Source organism: Enterobacter cloacae complex sp. P12RS (genome assembly GCF_014895875.1).
Classification (GTDB): Bacteria; Pseudomonadota; Gammaproteobacteria; order Enterobacterales; family Enterobacteriaceae; genus Enterobacter; species Enterobacter bugandensis.
Genome location: NZ_JADBQO010000028.1, coordinates 160,317 through 178,919, shown reverse-complemented (window position 1 = coordinate 178,919; position 18,603 = coordinate 160,317). Strand labels below are relative to the sequence as shown.

General features: G+C 56.1%; 12 protein-coding genes. 3 read left to right on the top strand and 9 right to left on the bottom strand.

Features of this window, described 5'->3' with window-relative positions; translation table 11 throughout:
• The first annotated feature begins 217 nt into the window (after positions 1–217).
• On the top strand, positions 218–1,042 hold the full coding sequence (locus IM284_RS16745; protein ID WP_028014252.1) for a MurR/RpiR family transcriptional regulator: 825 nt from the start codon (positions 218–220) through the stop codon (positions 1,040–1,042).
• Positions 1,043–1,399: 357 nt separating this feature from the next.
• Entirely contained in the window at positions 1,400–2,509 is a 1,110-nt protein-coding gene (locus IM284_RS16740; RefSeq protein ID WP_041908416.1) for an SDR family oxidoreductase, read from the top strand.
• Positions 2,510–2,562: 53 nt separating this feature from the next.
• Here the strand turns inward: IM284_RS16740 and eno are convergent, their stop codons facing one another.
• The 5 genes from eno to rlmD all read right to left on the bottom strand — a co-directional run bounded on the left by eno (position 2,563) and on the right by rlmD (position 10,243).
• Positions 2,563–3,861: a phosphopyruvate hydratase gene (eno, locus tag IM284_RS16735; protein WP_006811784.1), complete on the bottom strand. Its 1,299-nt coding sequence runs from the start codon at positions 3,859–3,861 to the stop codon at positions 2,563–2,565.
• 81 nt (positions 3,862–3,942) lie between these two features.
• Positions 3,943–5,580: a glutamine hydrolyzing CTP synthase gene (gene pyrG, locus IM284_RS16730; protein ID WP_028014254.1), complete on the bottom strand. Its 1,638-nt coding sequence runs from the start codon at positions 5,578–5,580 to the stop codon at positions 3,943–3,945.
• 223 nt (positions 5,581–5,803) lie between these two features.
• On the bottom strand, positions 5,804–6,595 hold the full coding sequence (gene mazG / locus IM284_RS16725; RefSeq protein WP_045261274.1) for a nucleoside triphosphate pyrophosphohydrolase: 792 nt from the start codon (positions 6,593–6,595) through the stop codon (positions 5,804–5,806).
• 66 nt (positions 6,596–6,661) lie between these two features.
• Entirely contained in the window at positions 6,662–8,893 is a 2,232-nt protein-coding gene (gene relA / locus IM284_RS16720; RefSeq protein ID WP_028014256.1) for a GTP diphosphokinase, read from the bottom strand.
• Positions 8,894–8,944: 51 nt separating this feature from the next.
• On the bottom strand, positions 8,945–10,243 hold the full coding sequence (gene rlmD / locus IM284_RS16715; RefSeq protein ID WP_047367479.1) for a 23S rRNA (uracil(1939)-C(5))-methyltransferase RlmD: 1,299 nt from the start codon (positions 10,241–10,243) through the stop codon (positions 8,945–8,947).
• Between the two features lie 57 nt (positions 10,244–10,300).
• Between rlmD and barA the strand changes: the two genes are divergently transcribed.
• A complete protein-coding gene (gene barA, locus IM284_RS16710) occupies positions 10,301–13,060 on the top strand; it encodes a two-component sensor histidine kinase BarA (RefSeq protein WP_047367478.1) in 2,760 nt (919 codons plus the stop codon).
• Between the two features lie 89 nt (positions 13,061–13,149).
• Here the strand turns inward: barA and IM284_RS16705 are convergent, their stop codons facing one another.
• The 4 genes from IM284_RS16705 to gudP all read right to left on the bottom strand — a co-directional run bounded on the left by IM284_RS16705 (position 13,150) and on the right by gudP (position 18,415).
• A complete protein-coding gene (locus IM284_RS16705) occupies positions 13,150–14,289 on the bottom strand; it encodes a glycerate kinase (RefSeq protein ID WP_047367477.1) in 1,140 nt (379 codons plus the stop codon).
• Between the two features lie 77 nt (positions 14,290–14,366).
• Positions 14,367–15,704, bottom strand: a complete 1,338-nt coding sequence (gudD, locus tag IM284_RS16700) for a glucarate dehydratase (RefSeq protein ID WP_045261271.1) — start codon at positions 15,702–15,704, stop codon at positions 14,367–14,369.
• Between the two features lie 15 nt (positions 15,705–15,719).
• Positions 15,720–17,060, bottom strand: coding sequence for an enolase C-terminal domain-like protein (locus IM284_RS16695; protein ID WP_048338849.1), 1,341 nt, complete (start codon positions 17,058–17,060; stop codon positions 15,720–15,722).
• Positions 17,060–18,415, bottom strand: coding sequence for a galactarate/glucarate/glycerate transporter GudP (gene gudP, locus IM284_RS16690; protein ID WP_041908405.1), 1,356 nt, complete (start codon positions 18,413–18,415; stop codon positions 17,060–17,062). The genes IM284_RS16695 and gudP overlap by 1 nt, the downstream gene beginning before the upstream one ends.
• Positions 18,416–18,603: the final 188 nt, after the last annotated feature.

Here is an 18,603-nt window from a genome sequence, read left to right as displayed (position 1 = left end):
GCGCTTTTTCAAAACATCCACCCGACGAAGCGCCACTGAATATTTGCATCATTTTTTCATCCCCCCATTAAAAGATGAAAATTTTTACCATATAAATATTTTATAGTGAAAATTATCATCACAAACCAGGAGGCCGATCATACTTTTTTAAAATGACTGGCATCTTTCCCCCGCTTTCCGCCACACTAGTCGCAGTGAAACACATTAAGGACGTGGCATGTCGGACCATGAAAACCTGCTGCTGAAGCTCCGCCAGGAGGCTTCCGGGTACAGCCCAACGCAACAAAAACTCGGTGAGTTTGTCCTCAGCGACCCTGCCCGGGTGCTCTACCTGACCATCACCGAACTGGCGCGAGAGAGCCACACCAGCGAGGCCAGCGTGACGCGTCTTTGCCGGACGCTGGGGTGCAAGGGGTATAACGAATTCAAAATGGCGCTGGCGCTGGATATTCAGCAGGGCCAGCCCGCGCGTCAGGCGGGGGATGAGATTGACAGCGTGGTGGATGAATCGGTGCAGGCTTTGCAGGATACCGCGAGACTCCTCGACCGCGCGCTGCTTGAAAAAGCCGCACTGGCGCTGCATCAGGCGCAGTCCGTGCAGATTTATGGCGTCGCGGCCAGCGCGATCCTCGGGGAGTATCTGCATTACAAGTTATTAAGGCTGGGTAAATCCGCACAGCTGTTTAGCGATATGCACCGCGCAGCCATGAATGCGACCACGCTTTCGGCAGAGACGCTGGTGGTGGCGATCTCCAGTTCCGGTTCAACGCGAGATTTACTTCACGTGGTGAAACTTGCCCGCAAGCGCGGGGTGAAGGTTCTGGCGCTCAGCAACACGCCCCGCAGCCCGCTGGCGTCTCTTAGCGATATGCTGCTGGTGGCCGCCAAGCCAGAAGGCCCTCTTAGCGCGGGCGCGCTCAATGCCAAAGTTGGGGTGATGCTGCTGGTCGAATTACTTACGACATCCATGATTGCGCTGGATGGTCATTACGCTGACGTCAGCCAGCAAACGGCCAGCGCCACGCTTCCTCTTCTGCTCTGAAAACCCTTCGCAGGCTAAATAAAATAGCCTGCGTTTTATTTTGCTCAATTTTACTTAAGCAGGGCTCAATTCATTTATATGATAAATGTTTGGTGTAACAAATTATTTTGTTTATTACAGTTTGAATTATTTCCATCGCGCCACCCAAGAGACAAAAACAGATTAAAATCAATAAGTTAAAATAAAAACATGAATAAATTGAATTTTTCCGCCTTCTGCAATGTCCAATATTTTCACCTGATTTCCTTTCCTTAAAATAAGCTTAAGACGCTGTCGGTCCCGGCGTTTTATTATTTAAACGCCGTTTACTTTTGCGCGCCTACAATCCGCCTCATCAATCATAATGAGACGGTAATAATGAAGATGTTATTAATTACAGGCGTGACCGGGTTTCTGGGCGGTGCAGTACTTGAAAAAATCCTGACCAGCGATCAATCCGTAAAACTCCTTTTGCTTGCCCGTGCCGGCGATCCGCAAAGCGGGCTGGCGCGCGTGCAGGAGAACATGCGTAAGTTCAACATTTCTGAGGAGAAACTGGCCTCCCTGAGCGTGGATAATATCCTCATCGGCGACCTTAGCCAGCCGGAAGCCTTTCTGAACGATCCCCGTCTGGACCAGGTTACGCATGTCGTTAACTGCGCGGCAGTTGCGTCATTTGGCAATAACCCGCTGATCTGGAAGGTGAACGTAGAGGGTACGCTAGCGCTGGCGCGCCGCATGGAGCAGGTCGCAGGGCTGCAGCGTTTCCTGCATGTAGGCACCGCAATGTCATGCACGCCGGAGCAGGATTCGCTGGTCGCCGAAAGTGCGGAATTCAGAGAAAACGCTGAGCACCTGGTGGAATATACGTATTCGAAGTCAACCATCGAACAGCTGATGCGCCAGGAATGTCCTAACCTGCCGCTGCTCATCGCCCGTCCGTCCATCGTCGTCGGCCATACCCGCCACGGCTGCACGCCGTCGAGCAGTATCTTTTGGGTCTTCAGCATGGGCCTGATGCTGCAGAAGTTTATGTGCTCGATGGAAGACCGGATCGACGTTGTCCCGGTAGATTATTGCGCCGACGCAATGTTAATGCTGCTGAGCAGCAACGCGCGTCCGGGGGAAGTGGTACACATTTCTGCCGGGGAAGAGAACAGCGTTCGCTTTGCGGATATCGATCGGGCAATGGCGCAGGCGCTGGAGAAAGCGCCCGTTGGCGATAAGTACGCGCAGGTCAGCTACGAAACGCTGGTCAAAATGCGCCGTGAACTGAAAACCATTTTTGGTCCGTGCAACGAACGTCTGATGCTGAGAGCGATGCGCTTATACGGTGCCTTTGCCACGCTGAACGTGCGCTTCAGCAACGATAAGCTGCTCAGCATGGGGATGCCGAAGCCACCTCGTTTTACGGATTATATCGCCCGCTGCGTGCAAACCACCCGGGGACTAACCATTCCCGAGCAGATGGCGGTCGATTTTAAATAACCAAAAAAAATGCCAGTCATTCGACTGGCATTTTCATGTTAAGGCTTAAGCAATTATGCCTGGCCTTTGATCTCTTTACGACCGTTGTAAGGTGCTTTTTCACCCAGCGCTTCTTCGATACGAATCAGCTGGTTGTATTTAGCAACACGGTCAGAACGGCTCATAGAACCGGTTTTGATCTGGCCAGCAGCGGTACCAACAGCCAGGTCAGCAATGGTCGCGTCTTCAGTTTCGCCAGAACGGTGAGAGATAACAGCGGTGTAGCCAGCGTCTTTCGCCATTTTGATCGCAGCCAGCGTTTCGGTCAGAGAACCGATCTGGTTGAATTTGATCAGGATGGAGTTAACGATGCCTTTCTCGATGCCTTCTTTCAGGATCTTGGTGTTGGTTACGAACAGATCGTCACCAACCAGCTGGATTTTGTCGCCCAGTACTTTGGTCTGGTATGCGAAACCATCCCAGTCAGACTCGTCCAGACCGTCTTCGATAGAAACGATTGGGTACTGTTTGGTCAGGTCTTCCAGGAAGTGAGTGAACTCTTCGGAGGTGAACGCTTTGTTGCCTTCGCCAGCCAGAACGTATTTACCGTCTTTGTAGAATTCAGATGCTGCACAGTCCATCGCCAGGGTGATGTCTTTGCCCAGCTCGTAGCCTGCTGCTTTAACCGCTTCAGCGATAACAGCCAGTGCTTCTGCGTTAGAACCCAGGTTTGGCGCGTAGCCACCTTCGTCACCAACAGCAGTGTTCATACCTTTAGCTTTCAGAACTTTAGCCAGGTTGTGGAACACTTCAGAACCCATACGAACCGCTTCTTTCAGGGTTTTCGCGCCAACTGGCTGAATCATGAATTCCTGAATATCAACGTTGTTGTCTGCGTGCTCACCACCGTTGATGATGTTCATCATTGGTACAGGCATAGAGTATTTGCCTGGGGTGCCGTTCAGTTCAGCGATGTGCTCGAACAGTGGCATACCTTTAGCAGCGGCTGCTGCTTTGGCGTTCGCCAGGGAAACGGCCAGGATTGCGTTCGCACCGAAGTTAGATTTGTTTTCAGTACCGTCCAGATCGATCATGATCTTGTCGATGCCAGCCTGATCTTTGGCATCTTTACCAACGATAGCCTGAGCAATAGGACCGTTAACAGCGCCAACCGCTTTCAGTACGCCTTTGCCCATGAAACGGGATTTGTCGCCATCACGCAGTTCCAGCGCTTCACGGGAACCCGTAGAAGCACCTGATGGAGCAGCTGCCATACCGACGAAACCACCTTCCAGATGAACTTCGGCTTCAACGGTCGGGTTACCACGGGAGTCGATGATTTCACGACCGATGACTTTAACGATTTTGGACATTAGATTTTCCTCAGTACAAGTTAAACTAAAACTCCAGACAAACAACGCGTACCGTTGGTACGCGTTGCCGTTCTAACTTTTTTACTTCGCCTGACGCTTCTGGTACTCGCTGGCGGCTTTCACGAAGCCTGCAAACAGCGGATGTCCATCACGCGGCGTTGAAGTAAATTCCGGGTGGAACTGGCAGGCAACAAACCACGGATGGTTTGGCACCTCGATGATCTCGACTAACTGATCGTCCCCGGAGCGACCCGCAACACGCAGGCCCGCGGCTTCAATTTGTTTCAACAACATATTGTTGACTTCATAGCGGTGACGATGGCGCTCGGTGATGACCGGCTCGCCGTACAGCTTGCGAACCACGCTATCGTCGGACAGCTGGCAGGCCTGCGCGCCAAGACGCATAGTGCCACCCAGATCGCTCTTCTCGGTACGGACTTCGACGTTACCGTCTTCGTCGCGCCATTCCGTAATCAGCGCCACGACAGGGTACTTACAGTCTGGCACAAATTCCGTAGAGTTCGCGTTTTCCATTCCCGCTACGTTGCGCGCAAATTCGATCAGCGCAACCTGCATACCCAGGCAGATGCCGAGGTATGGAATATTGTTTTCACGCGCATAGCGTGCAGTGGCGATCTTGCCTTCAACACCACGGTAGCCGAAGCCGCCAGGGATGAGGATAGCATCCAGATCTTTCAGAATTTCAACGCCACGTGTTTCAACATCCTGCGAATCAATCAGCTTGATGTTCACGGAGACGCGGTTCTTCAGACCACCGTGCTTCAGCGCTTCGATAACGGACTTATAGGCGTCCGGCAGTTCGATGTACTTGCCGACCATACCGATAGTCACTTCGCCTGCCGGGTTCGCTTCTTCATAAATAACCTGTTCCCATTCAGACAGGTTAGCTTCCGGACAGTTCAAGCTGAATCGTTTACAAATATAATCGTCCAGACCCTGTGATTTCAACAGGCCCGGGATTTTATAAATGGAATCGACATCTTTCATTGAAATAACGGCTTTTTCAGGCACGTTACAGAACAATGCAATTTTCGCACGTTCGTTCGCCGGAATGGCACGATCGGAACGGCAAACCAGGATGTCAGGCTGAATACCGATGGAGAGCAGTTCTTTAACGGAGTGCTGAGTCGGTTTGGTTTTCACTTCACCTGCCGCCGCCATGTAAGGCACCAGCGTCAGGTGCATGAACAGCGCGTGTTCACGACCAATGTCTACCGCCAGCTGACGAATCGCTTCGAGGAACGGCAGGGATTCGATATCACCCACGGTACCGCCGATTTCAACCAGCACAACGTCATGCCCTTCGCCACCGGCAAGGACACGCTCTTTGATGGCGTTAGTGATGTGTGGGATAACCTGCACGGTCGCGCCCAGGTAGTCACCGCGGCGCTCTTTACGCAGAACGTCAGAGTAGATGCGGCCAGTCGTAAAGTTGTTACGACGGGTCATTTTGGTACGAATGAAACGCTCGTAGTGGCCAAGATCCAGATCGGTTTCAGCGCCGTCTTCAGTAACGAACACTTCCCCGTGTTGGGTTGGGCTCATGGTGCCAGGATCGACGTTGATATACGGATCCAGTTTCATCATGGTCACATTGAGGCCACGGGCTTCAAGAATGGCTGCGAGGGAGGCTGCGGCAATGCCTTTACCCAGAGAGGATACGACCCCGCCGGTCACAAAAATATAGTTCGTTGTCATGCTGAACCTGAGAAGTTAGGGTGAAACGATGGAATAACCAGGACGGGAAAGTAGTATACCCGAACACGGCGAGCGCCACAAACTTTCATTCTCCGTCTCCATTCCAGGCCATGACAAACATAAGGAGTGAGAAAATAGCCCCTTTTGGGTAAATGTTTTTGACGCAAATCAAGCGCTTGTCATTTAAAAAATCACACAAATTGCGCTTGATCGCAAAATTCCGTTAGAGATCAGATTCCTGGCGTTTTACTTCCTGCCAGACTTCTTCCATCGCGTCGAGGTCAATTCCGGTCATTTCCAGGCCGCGCGAGGCCACAATCCGCTCGACTTCACGAAAGCGTCGTTCGAATTTCAGGTTGGCTTTTTGCAGGGCGGTTTCCGCTTTTACCCCTAAATGGCGAGAAAGATTGACGGTGGCGAACAGCAGGTCGCCCATCTCTTCCTCCAGCTTTGCTTCATCGACCACCGCCTGCTGCGCTTCGTGCATCACTTCGTCGATCTCTTCATGCACTTTATCCAGCACGGGTCCCAGGGAATCCCAGTCAAATCCTACCGCCGAGCAGCGCTTTTGAATTTTGTGGGCGCGCATCAGCGCGGGCAGGCTCAGCGGGATGTCGTCCAGCGCAGAGTGTTGGGACTTTTCAGCGCGCTCGGCGCTTTTAATCTGCTCCCAGCGTGCCAGCACCTCTGCGCTGTTTCCTGCAGTGGCATCGCCAAAGATATGCGGATGGCGACGCTCCAGCTTATCGCTGATAGCGGCACAGATATCGTCAAAGTTAAAGCGCCCTTCCTCCTGTGCCATCTGGGCGTAGAACACTACCTGGAACAGCAGGTCGCCGAGTTCACCGCGCAGGTCGTCAAAATCTTCACGGGAAATGGCGTCCAGCACCTCATAGGTCTCTTCGAGGGTATAGGGTGCGATGGTCGCGAAAGTCTGCTCCTTGTCCCACGGGCAGCCGTTTTCCGGGTCGCGCAGGCGTTTCATGATGCCGAGCAGGCGGTCGATTTGAGTCATAGTTCTGTCCTGATGAAAAAATGCCGGGTGGCGGCGTTGCCTTACCCGGCCTACGGAAGAGGATGTTTAGCCGCCGTGCAGACGACGCGCGTCAATCACATCCGGCACCTGGTTCAGTTTGCCCAGCACGCGGCCGAGCACCTGCAGGTTGTAGATTTCGATGGTCATATCGATGGTGGCAAGCTGCTCGCGGGTATCGCTGCGGCTGGCAACGCCCAGCACGTTGACCTTCTCGTTGGCGAGAATGGTGGTGATGTCGCGCAGCAGCCCGCTGCGATCGTTGGCGGTGACGCGCACCACCAGCGAGTAACCGGCGGAGTAGCTCTCACCCCAGACCGCTTCCACGATACGCTCCGGCGCGTGGGACTGCAGTTCGGCAAGCTGGTCGCAGTCGGAGCGGTGGATCGAGATCCCGCGCCCCTGGGTGATAAAGCCGACGATATCGTCCCCCGGAATCGGCTGGCAGCAGCGGGCAATGTGGTGCATCAGGTTGCCCACACCCTCGACCACCACGCGGCCGTTGTCTTTGCTGCGCTGCTGCGGGGCATAGGTTTTCTGCTGCAGCTGCTTCAGCGCCGCCGCGTCCTGCTCTTCCGCGCTAGGCTTGTTGAATTGGGCCTGCAGGAAGTTGACCATCTGATTCAGACGAATATCACCGCCGCCAATCGCCGCCAGCAGCTCGTCCAGCTCGTTGAAGTTGTAGCGCGGCAGCAGGAATTTCTCTGCTTCTTTCAGGCTGATCCCGATATGCTCCAGCTCGTCGTCAAGGATCTGGCGACCGGCAAGAATGTTTTTGTCACGATCCTGCTTGCGGAACCAGGCGTGAATTTTGGAGCGCCCGCGGCTGGTGGTGACGTAACCGAGGTTCGGGTTAAGCCAGTCGCGGCTCGGGTTTGGCTGCTTCTGGGTAATGATTTCAATCTGGTCGCCCATCTGCAGTTGATAGGTAAACGGCACGATACGTCCGCCGATCTTCGCCCCGATGCAGCGGTGCCCCACGTCGCTGTGGATGTGGTAGGCAAAATCGAGCGGCGTGGAGCCAGCCGGCAGGTCGACAACGTCCCCTTTCGGGGTAAAGACGTAGACGCGGTCATCAAAGACCTGGCTGCGCACTTCGTCCAGCATCTCGCCGGAGTCGGCCATCTCCTCCTGCCACGCAATCAGCTTGCGCAGCCAGGCGATGCGGTCTTCGTGGCCGGAGCGTGCCCCGCCAGAAGTGCCCTCTTTGTACTTCCAGTGCGCGGCTACGCCCAGCTCGGCGTCTTCGTGCATCTGTTTGGTGCGGATTTGAATCTCGACCGTTTTGCCGCCGGGGCCAAGCACCACGGTATGGATAGACTGGTAGCCGTTCGGTTTTGGGTTCGCGACATAGTCGTCAAATTCATCCGGCAGGTGGCGGAAGTGAGTATGTACTATCCCCAGCGCGGCGTAGCAATCCTGCAGACGCTCCGCCACGATACGCACGGCGCGCACGTCAAACAGCTCGTCAAAGGCGAGGTGTTTCTTCTGCATTTTGCGCCAGATGCTGTAGATGTGCTTAGGCCGACCGTAAACTTCGGCACGCACATTCTCTTCTTTCATGGCCTGGCGCAGCCCGCTGACAAACTCGTCGATGTAGTGCTCACGATCGATACGGCGCTCATGCAGGAGTTTGGCAATGCGCTTGTATTCTGCCGGATGCAGATAGCGGAAGCAGTAATCTTCCAGCTCCCATTTCAGCTGACCAATACCTAAGCGGTTCGCCAGCGGCGCATAGATGTTCGTACACTCTTTGGCGGCCAGCACGCGCTCGTCTTCCGGCGCATCTTTCACTTCACGCAGATGGGCAATACGCTCGGCCAGCTTGATGACCACGCAGCGAAAATCATCCACCATGGCCAGCAGCATCCGGCGGACGTTATCAACCTGCTCAGAGGAGACGGAATCGGTATGCGCGGCTTTTAGCTGGCGAATGGCCGCCATATCGCGCACGCCGTGGATCAGCGCAACGACGGATTTGCCGACGCTGTCGCGCAGCACATCTTCGCTGACCACATCCGCATCCGCGAGGGGGAAGAGCAGCGCGGCCTGCAGCGTTTCGATGTCCATGTTCAGCATGGACAAGATTTCAACCATCTCCACGCCGCGCCATAAGAGCAGATCGGCATCCGGGTGTCCCTGCGTGGTGCGCAGACAGTAGGCCCAGGTTTCGGTTAAGCGTTCACACGACTGCTGGCTGGAAATTCCCAGACTTGCGATCCATTTTTGTGGGTCAAACTCCCCAGCTTTATTGAGATGTGCACTTCTTACCGCAACCATTGTCCTCTCCTTTAGGGACCAGGGCCTGTCGAAGTCGACAAGCCAAACAAATTAGATGTGCTCGAACAACGCCATCGATTCCAGATGTCCAGTGTGCGGGAACATGTCCAGCATTGCCAGACGCCGAATCTGGTAACCCGCGCTGATTAACGCCTCACTGTCACGGGCAAGCGTGGCCGGGTTACAGGAAACATAGACCACACGCCTGGGCGCGAGTTTAATAATATGCGCCATGACGCCTGGGGCGCCTGCACGCGCCGGGTCGAGCAGGATTTTGTCGAAACCCTGCTTTGCCCACGGCTGTTGAGTGACATCTTCCTCAAGATTTTGATGAAAGAATGTCACATTTTGCAAGCCGTTCTGCTCTGCGTTTTCCTGACCTTTGACCACCAGCGCCTCAACGCCTTCCACCCCGACCACGCTTGCCGCTCTGCGCGCCAGCGGCAGGGTAAAGTTACCCATCCCGCAGAACAGATCGAGCACACGGTCAGTGGGCTGTACGTCAAGCCATTCCAGGGCCTTCGCCACCATTTGCTGGTTTATGCCGTCGTTGACCTGGATAAAATCACGCGGACTGAACGTTAAGCGTAGCCCGTCTGACGCATACCAGGGAGCTTCGCCCGATACCTGTTCAAGTATCTCGCTTTGCGGCGCGAGGAAAAGCGCAAGCTCATGAGAATGCGAAAAGCGTTCCAGTTTTTCGCGATCTTTTTTCGACAGCGGCGCGATGTGGCGCAGCACCATCAGCGGGCCGTTGTTCGCCAGCACCAGTTCAACGTGGCCCAATGAACGCACCCCGTCGAGCGATGCAAGACAGCGGTGCACGTCCGGAAGTAACGCCTCAAGATGGGGCACCAAAATGGGGCACCGCTTCACGTCAACAATATCGCTGGAGGCCGCTTTGCGAAAACCCATCTCCAGCTGCTCCGTTTTGGGCTGATAGCTCAGGCTCAGGCGCGCGCGGCGGCGATAGCCCCAGGGCTCATCGGCGATAATCTCGTCAACTTCGTGTTTAAGGAGGCGCGCCAGCGCGCGGCTTTTACTTTTTTGCTGTAATTCTGTGCTCGCATGCTGTTGCTGGCAGCCTCCGCACACGCCAAAATGGGGACAGCGGGGCTCCACGCGCTCCGGGCTCGCGTTGAGGCGACGCTTCACCTGTCCGCGCGCGTACTGACGCTTGTCTTCCGTCAGCGTAATTTCTGCTCGTTCTCCTGGCAGCAAACCTGTTATAAACAGAGTCTTACCGTTGTGACGAGCCACTCCCTGACCAAACGGATCAAGGTCCGTGGCTTCAACAGTAATGATTTGACGCGTCGTCACGCGTCGCTTTGCAGAGTAGAATTGCGCCATCGCCGAGATTTTTCTCACATAAACATAATTATCTTAATTGTCCCATAACGGAACGCCATGACCAACTACAGCCTGCGCGCGCGCATGATGATTTTGATCCTCGCCCCCACCGTTCTCATCGGTTTGCTGCTGAGTATCTTCTTTGTGGTGCACCGCTATAACGATTTGCAGCGACAGCTGGAGGACGCGGGTGCCAGCATTATCGAACCGCTTGCTGTCTCCAGCGAGTACGGCATGAACCTGCAAAACCGCGAATCCATTGGGCAGTTAATCAGCGTGCTCCACCGCCGCCACTCGGATATCGTCCGTGCCATTTCCGTCTACGACGAACATAACCGCCTGTTTGTCACCTCAAACTTTCATCTCGATCCGGCGGCCCTGAAAATCCCGGACGGAACGCCATTCCCGCGCCACCTCACCGTACTGCGGCGCGGCGATATCATGATCCTGCGCACGCCGATCGTGTCGGAAAGCTATTCACCCGATGAGTCTGCGCAATCCGATGCCAAATCCAGCAATAACATGTTGGGATATGTAGCGCTTGAACTGGATCTCAAGTCGGTACGGCTGCAGCAGTACAAAGAAATTTTTATCTCCGGCGTGATGATGCTGTTCTGCATTGGTATTGCGCTGATCTTCGGCTGGCGTCTGATGCGCGACGTCACGGGCCCCATCCGCAACATGGTTAATACCGTTGACCGCATCCGCCGGGGACAGCTCGACAGCCGCGTGGAAGGGTTTATGCTGGGCGAGCTGGATATGCTGAAAAACGGCATTAACTCGATGGCGATGTCGCTGGCGGCCTATCACGAAGAGATGCAGCATAACGTTGACCAGGCCACCTCTGACCTGCGCGAAACGCTGGAGCAGATGGAGATCCAGAACGTTGAGCTGGATCTGGCGAAAAAGCGCGCTCAGGAAGCGGCGCGTATCAAGTCTGAGTTTCTGGCCAATATGTCGCACGAGCTGCGTACGCCGCTGAATGGCGTGATCGGCTTTACCCGCCTGACCCTGAAAAGCGAGCTCAACCCAACTCAGCGCGATCACCTGCACACCATTGAACGTTCGGCCAATAACCTGCTGGCGATCATTAACGACGTGCTGGACTTCTCCAAGCTGGAGGCGGGTAAACTGATTCTGGAGAGCATCCCGTTCCCGCTGCGCAGTACGCTCGATGAAGTGGTGACGCTGCTCGCGCACTCGTCGCACGACAAGGGCCTTGAGCTAACGCTCAATATTAAAAACGACGTGCCGGACAACGTTATTGGCGATCCGCTGCGCCTGCAGCAGGTCATTACCAATCTTGTCGGGAATGCCATTAAATTCACCGAAAGCGGCAACATCGACATCCTGGTAGAAAAACGCGCCATCAGTAATAACAAGGTGCAGATTGAGGTTCAAATCCGCGATACCGGTATCGGCATTCCGGAGCGGGATCAGTCGCGTCTGTTCCAGGCGTTCCGTCAGGCGGACGCCAGCATTTCCCGCCGCCATGGCGGCACCGGTCTGGGGCTGGTGATCACGCAGAGACTGGTAAACGAGATGGGCGGCGATATCTCTTTCCACAGCCAGCCAAACCGCGGCTCAACCTTCTGGTTCCATATTAACCTCGACCTCAATCCGAACGTGCTGACCGACGGCCCGGTGACGGACTGTCTGAAAGGTAAGCGCCTGGCCTACGTCGAGCCTAACGCGGCAGCGGCGCAGTGCGCGCTGGATATCTTAAGCACCACGCCGCTGGAGGTGGTTTACAGTCCAACCTTCTCAGCCCTGGCCGTTGATCATTACGACATTTTGCTGATGGGGATCCCGGTGACCTTCACCGGCGAGCTGACCATGCAGCAGGAGCGGCTGGCGAAAGCCGCGTCGATGACCGACTATCTGCTGCTGGCGCTGCCCTGCCACGCCCAGCTTAATGCGGAAGAGTTGAAAAACGACGGTGCGGCCGCGTGCCTGCTTAAACCACTCACCGCGACCCGCCTGCTGCCCGCCCTCACGGAGTATTGCCGTCTTAGCCAGCACGCACTGCCGTTGATTAACGACGAGCAAAAACTGCCCATGAGCGTGATGGCGGTGGATGATAATCCGGCAAACCTGAAGCTAATTGGCGTATTGCTGGAAGACCAGGTTCAGCATGTTGAGCTGTGTACCAGCGGCGCCCAGGCGGTTGAACTGGCTAAACAGATGCAGTTCGACTTAATTCTGATGGATATTCAGATGCCGGGCATGGATGGCATTCGTGCCTGCGAGCTGATCCACCAGCTCCCGCATCAGCAGCAAACCCCGGTGATTGCGGTCACCGCGCATGCGATGGCCGGTCAGAAAGAGAAGCTGCTGAGCGCCGGGATGAATGATTACCTGGCGAAACCTATCGACGAAGAGAAGCTTCTTAACCTGCTGTTACGCTATAAGCCGGGGCACATTGGCGGAACATATACGGTTTTCAGCGAGCCGGTTGAGGTAAGCATTAATCAAAATGCGACCTTTGACTGGCAACTGGCGCTGCGCCAGGCGGCAGGGAAACCCGATTTAGCACGCGAGATGCTGCAAATGCTGGTCGCGTTTCTGCCGGAGATCCGTAATAAGGTTGAAGAACAGCTGGTGGGCGAGAACCCGGAAGAGCTGCTGGAAGCGATCCACAAGCTGCACGGCAGCTGCGGCTACAGCGGCGTACCGCGGCTGAAAAACCTCTGCCAGTTGCTGGAGCAGCAGCTGCGCGCGGGTACGCCGGAATCGGAGCTTGAACCGGAGTTCCTGGAACTGCTGGATGAGATGGATAACGTGACGCGGGAAGCAATGAAGGTGTTGGGGAGCTGAGGTAAAAGCCCGGTGGCGCTACGCTTACCGGGCCTACAGGTGCGCTAACGTAGGCCGGGTAAGGCGAAGCCACCACCCGGCAATCACAGTTAAAATGCCTGCCCTACTTTCAGCACCGCCGCGATATTCCTTGCGGCCATCTGTACATTCGCGCTGGCATTTTCCAGCGCGTCCTCCAGCGAGCAGATGGTGTAGATCACGCTAAACACCGCGTCTAAGCCGTGATCGTGTACCACGCCAACATCCGCCGTCAGGCTGCCTGCAATACCGATAACGGGCTTATTAAAGCGTTTCGCCACTTTCGCCACTCCTACCGGCACTTTGCCATGGATCGTCTGGCTGTCGATGCGGCCTTCCCCGGTGATCACCAGATCCGCATCAGCCACCTGGTCTGCCAGGTTTAGCGCATCGGTCACAATCTCAATGCCCTGGCGCAACTGCGCGCCACAAAAAGCGTACAGCGCCGCGCCCATGCCACCCGCCGCACCGCCGCCAGCAAGGTTGAGCACATCAATGTCCAGATCCCGGGCAATGACTCTCGCATAGTGCGCAAGCGCGTTGTCCAGGGTGACGATCATCTCGGGTGTGGCGCCCTTTTGCGGGCCAAATACCGCTGACGCGCCATCCTTACCGGTGAGCGGATTCGTCACATCGCAGGCGACTTCTATCCGGCACTCCGCCAGACGCTGGTCGAGGCCGCTCAGGTCGATCCGCGCAAGCTTATCCAGCTCGCCCCCGCCCTGCCCCAGCGGCTGTTCATTGTCGTCCAGCAGCTTCGCCCCCAGCGCCTGCACCATCCCGGCGCCGCCGTCATTGGTGGCGCTGCCGCCGATACCGATGATGATATGCTTAACGCCCGCATCCAGCGCGTGGCGGATAAGTTCCCCCGTGCCCCAGGAGGTCGTTTTCAGAGGGTCACGCAGTGAAGGGGCTACCAGTTCCAGACCGCTTGCCGCCGCCATTTCAATAAAGGCGCTCTGCTCGTCACCGGATATCCCATAAAACCCGTCCACGCGCTCGCCCAGCGGACCGGTCACCGGAACGTGCACAATGCGTCCCCGGGTTGCCGCGATCATCGCCTCAACCGTGCCTTCACCGCCATCAGCGACCGGCAGTTTGACGTACTCCGCCTCAGGGAAAATCTCGCAAAAACCGCGCTCGATCGCTGTCGCAACCTCAAGCGCACTCAAACTTTCCTTATACGAGTCCGGTGCGATAACAATTTTCATAAGCCATCCTTACGCATAGTCGTTACGTTAAGCATATACCACGTAGGAAACCGCTCATGGGAGCGGTCCCAATGCGTTTATCGTACCATGCACGGACGTTTATTGTCGAATGTCCAGTCAGGGATCAGGTACTGCATCGCCATCGCGTCGTCGCGCGCGCCCAGACCGTGTTTTTGATACAGCTCGTGTGCTTTCATTACCTGATCCATATCCAGTTCAACGCCCAACCCCGGCGTGGACGGCACCTGCACCATGCCACCTTTGATCTCAAACGGCTCTTTGGTGAGGCGCTGGTTACCCTCCTGCCAGATCCAGTGCGTATCGATAGCAGTAATGGTGCCCGGCGCGGCGGCGGCAACGTGGGTAAACATCGCCAGCGACACGTCAAAATGGTTGTTGGAGTGCGAGCCCCAGGTCAGGCCAAACTCGTGGCACATCTGCGCCACGCGCACCGAGCCCTGCATTGTCCAGAAGTGCGGGTCCGCCAGCGGGATATCCACCGATTGCAGAGAGAGCGTGTGCCCCATCTGACGCCAGTCGGTGGCGATCATATTGGTCGCGGTCGGTAGCCCCGTAGCGCGACGGAATTCCGCCATGACTTCGCGGCCCGAAAAGCCTTGCTCAGCCCCGCACGGATCTTCCGCGTACGCCAGCACGCCTTTCAGCTGCTTGCCAATATCGATCGCTTCATCAAGCGACCACGCGCCGTTCGGATCCAGCGTCACGCGCGCCTGCGGGAAACGTTTTGCCAGCGCGGTAATGGCTTCCGCCTCCTCTTCCCCCGCCAGCACGCCGCCTTTCAGTTTGAAATCATTGAAGCCATATTTTTCATACGCGGCTTCTGCCAGCCGCACCACCGCATCCGGGGTCATCGCTTCTTCGTGACGTACGCGGTACCAGTCACATTGCTCATCTGGCTGGCTCTGATACGGCAGCGGCGTCAGCTTGCGGTCGCCGACAAAGAACAGATAGCCGAGCATCTCCACTTCACTGCGCTGCTGGCCCTCGCCCAGCAGCGACGCGACGTTAACGCCCAGGTGCTGGCCCAGCAGATCCAGCATCGCGGCTTCAATGCCGGTCACCACGTGGATAGTGGTGCGCAAATCGAAGGTTTGCAGACCGCGGCCGCCGGCATCGCGATCGGCAAAGGTGTTGCGCACGGTGTTGAGGACATTTTTGTACTCACCCAGCGTTTTGCCCACCACCAGCGGAATGGCATCCTCCAGCGTTTTGCGGATCTTCTCCCCGCCTGGAATTTCACCCACGCCGGTATGGCCGGCATTGTCTTTGATAATGACAATATTGCGCGTGAAGAACGGCGCATGCGCCCCGCTCAGGTTCATCAGCATGCTGTCATGACCTGCGACCGGAATGATTTGCATGGAAGTGACGACAGGGGTCGTAAAAGTACTCATCGTGTAATCCTTTTATCAGTGACGTCCAAAAACAGGGCGCTTACGGTCAAATGTCCAGCCGGGGATAAGGTACTGCATCGGGCCCGCGTCGTTACGCGCGCCGCCCGGTAGCTTTTTATACGCCTCATGGGCTTGATGAACCTGATCCCAGTCAAGCTCCACGCCCAGCCCCGGCGCATCGGGTACGGCAATTTTACCGTTTTTGATCTCCAGCGGATTTTTCGTCAGGCGAGCTTCGCCTTCCTGCCAAATCCAGTGGGTGTCGATGGCGGTCGGGTTACCCGGCGCCGCCGCGCCAACGTGGGTAAACATTGCCAGCGAGATATCGAAATGGTTGTTGGAGTGGCAGCCCCAGGTCAGGCCCCAGTCATCGCACAGCTGCGCCACGCGCACCGCGCCGGAGAGCGTCCAGAAGTGCGGGTCTGCCAGCGGAATGTCGACGGCGTTTAGCATCACCGCGTGGCCCATTTCGCGCCAGTTGGTGGCGATCATATTGGTCGCAACCGGCAGCCCGGTTGCGCGGCGGAATTCGGCCATCACCTCGCGGCCTGAGAAGCCCTGCTCGGCGCCGCACGGGTCTTCCGCGTAGGTCAGCACGTCCCCGAGACCTTTACACAGCCTAATCGCCTCATCCAGCAGCCAGGCGCCGTTCGGGTCAACGGTGATGCGCGCCTCCGGGAAGCGTTTTTTCAGCGCCCGGGCCGTTTCAATCTCCTGCTCGCCGGGCAGCACGCCGCCTTTCAGCTTGAAATCCTTAAAGCCGTAGCGATCCTGCGCAGCTTCAGCCAGCCGGACCACCGCCTCGCCGGAGAGCGCTTCCTGATGGCGCAGCTGATACCAGTCGTGGTCGCCCGGTGAGCGAGCCAGATAGGGGAGATCGGTTTTATTGCGATCGCCAACGTAGAACAGATAGCCCAGCACGGTGACCGCATCGCGCTGTTTGCCTAGCCCCAGCAGTTCACAGACCGGAACGTTAAGGGCTTTACCGAGTAAATCCAGCAGCGCCGCTTCCAGGGCGGCGACCGCATTGACGCGCAGTTCAAACGTCCACGCGCCCTTGCCGAAGGTATCAAAGTCCGCCGACTGATTGCCCTTATGCACCCGCTGAACCACCTTGTTCAGACGAGCCACTTCCTGACCCACGACCTGTGGAATAGCCTCTACCAGGGTCTGGTAGATCACTTCCCCGCCGGGGGCTTCCCCTACCCCGGTATTGCCTGCACTATCGGTCAGCACCACGATATTGCGGGTAAACCATGCGTTATGCGCGCCGCCAATATTGAGCAGCATGCTGTCCTGACCGGCCACCGGGATAACTTTCATTTCCGTGACGATAGGGCTTGATTGTGTTGTCATCATCCGCGCTCCACGACAGGTTTAAGTTCGACGCGTTTAATATCGCCCACCAGCACCAGGTAACTCAGCACCGCCACCAGGGCATGCACACCAACGTAGATCAGCGCGCCGTTGAAAGACCCCGTGGTGCCGACGATGTAGCCGATAGCGATAGGTGTAACAATCCCGGAAACGTTGCCGAACATATTGAACAGACCGCCGCTCAGGCCGCTGATCTCTTTCGGTGCCGTATCCGCCATCACCGCCCAGCCCAGCGCGCCAATCCCTTTGCCGAAGAAGGCCATCGCCATAAAGCCGATAATCATCCACTCGGCACTGACGTAGTTACAGAACACCATGGTCATGGAAAGCAGCATGCCGAGCACAATCGGCGTTTTACGCGCGATGTTCAGCGAACCCGTGCGGCGCATCAGCCAGTCGGAAATGACCCCGCCAAGCACGCCGCCGATGAAGCCGCAGATTGCCGGGACCGAGGCAACAAACCCCGCTTTGAGGATCGACATGCCGCGCGCCTGCACGAGATAAACCGGGAACCAGGTGATAAAGAAGTAGGTTAAAGCGTTGATACAGTACTGGCCGAGATAGATACCGATCATCATGCGCGAGCCGACGAGCTGCTTGATCTGCGCCCATTTCTGGCTGAAGGGGACTTTTGCTTTGTCAGATTTCTGATCCATATTGATCAGCGCCCCGCCCTCAGCAATGTATTCCAGCTCCTTCTTGTTCACGCCAGGGTGCTGATTCGGTTCGTGGATCACTTTCAGCCAGATAAAGCTGATGACGATCCCAAGCCCGCCCATAAAGAAGAAGACGTGCGACCAGCCCACCTCATGCGTCAGCCAGCCCATAATGGGTGCAAAGATCACCGTTGCGAAATACTGGGCGGAGTTAAAAATTGCCACCGCTGTTCCCCTCTCCTGCGCAGGAAACCAGGCCGCGACAATGCGGCTGTTGCCCGGGAAGGAAGGGGCTTCCGCCAGGCCTACCAGAAAGCGCAGCGTAAAGAGCGCCACGATGATGCCAAAGCCGCTGAAGATATCGACGAAACCCTGCAAAAGGGTAAAAGCAGACCAGATAAAGATGGACCAGAAATAGACGCGTTTAGAGCCAAAACGGTCCAGCAGCCAGCCGCCAGGAATTTGGCCGATGACGTAGGCCCACGAGAATGCAGAGAAAACGTAACCCATGCCCACCGGATCAAGGCCGATGTCTTTTGCCATTTCCGAGCCGGCAATCGACAGCGTGGCGCGGTCACCATAGTTAAAGGACGTGACGATAAACAGCATCACCACTATCCAGTAGCGGGCATTAGTGCGCTTTTCAGCGCTGCTCGCTGCGTGGCTTAATGTACTCATTGTTGCACTCCTGAAACATAGCTTTCGCCTGTTCATTCTGTACAGCACCGGTAGGGTAATCAGAATGAGATAAGTTTTGTCGTTTTAGTACGGCCTGAAGCCGTTTTATTGTGACCGGAAAAGTATATGAAGGAGTGACAGGTTCGCTCACCGTGCAGAAACACAACATTGAGGAGTGTGGGGAACGT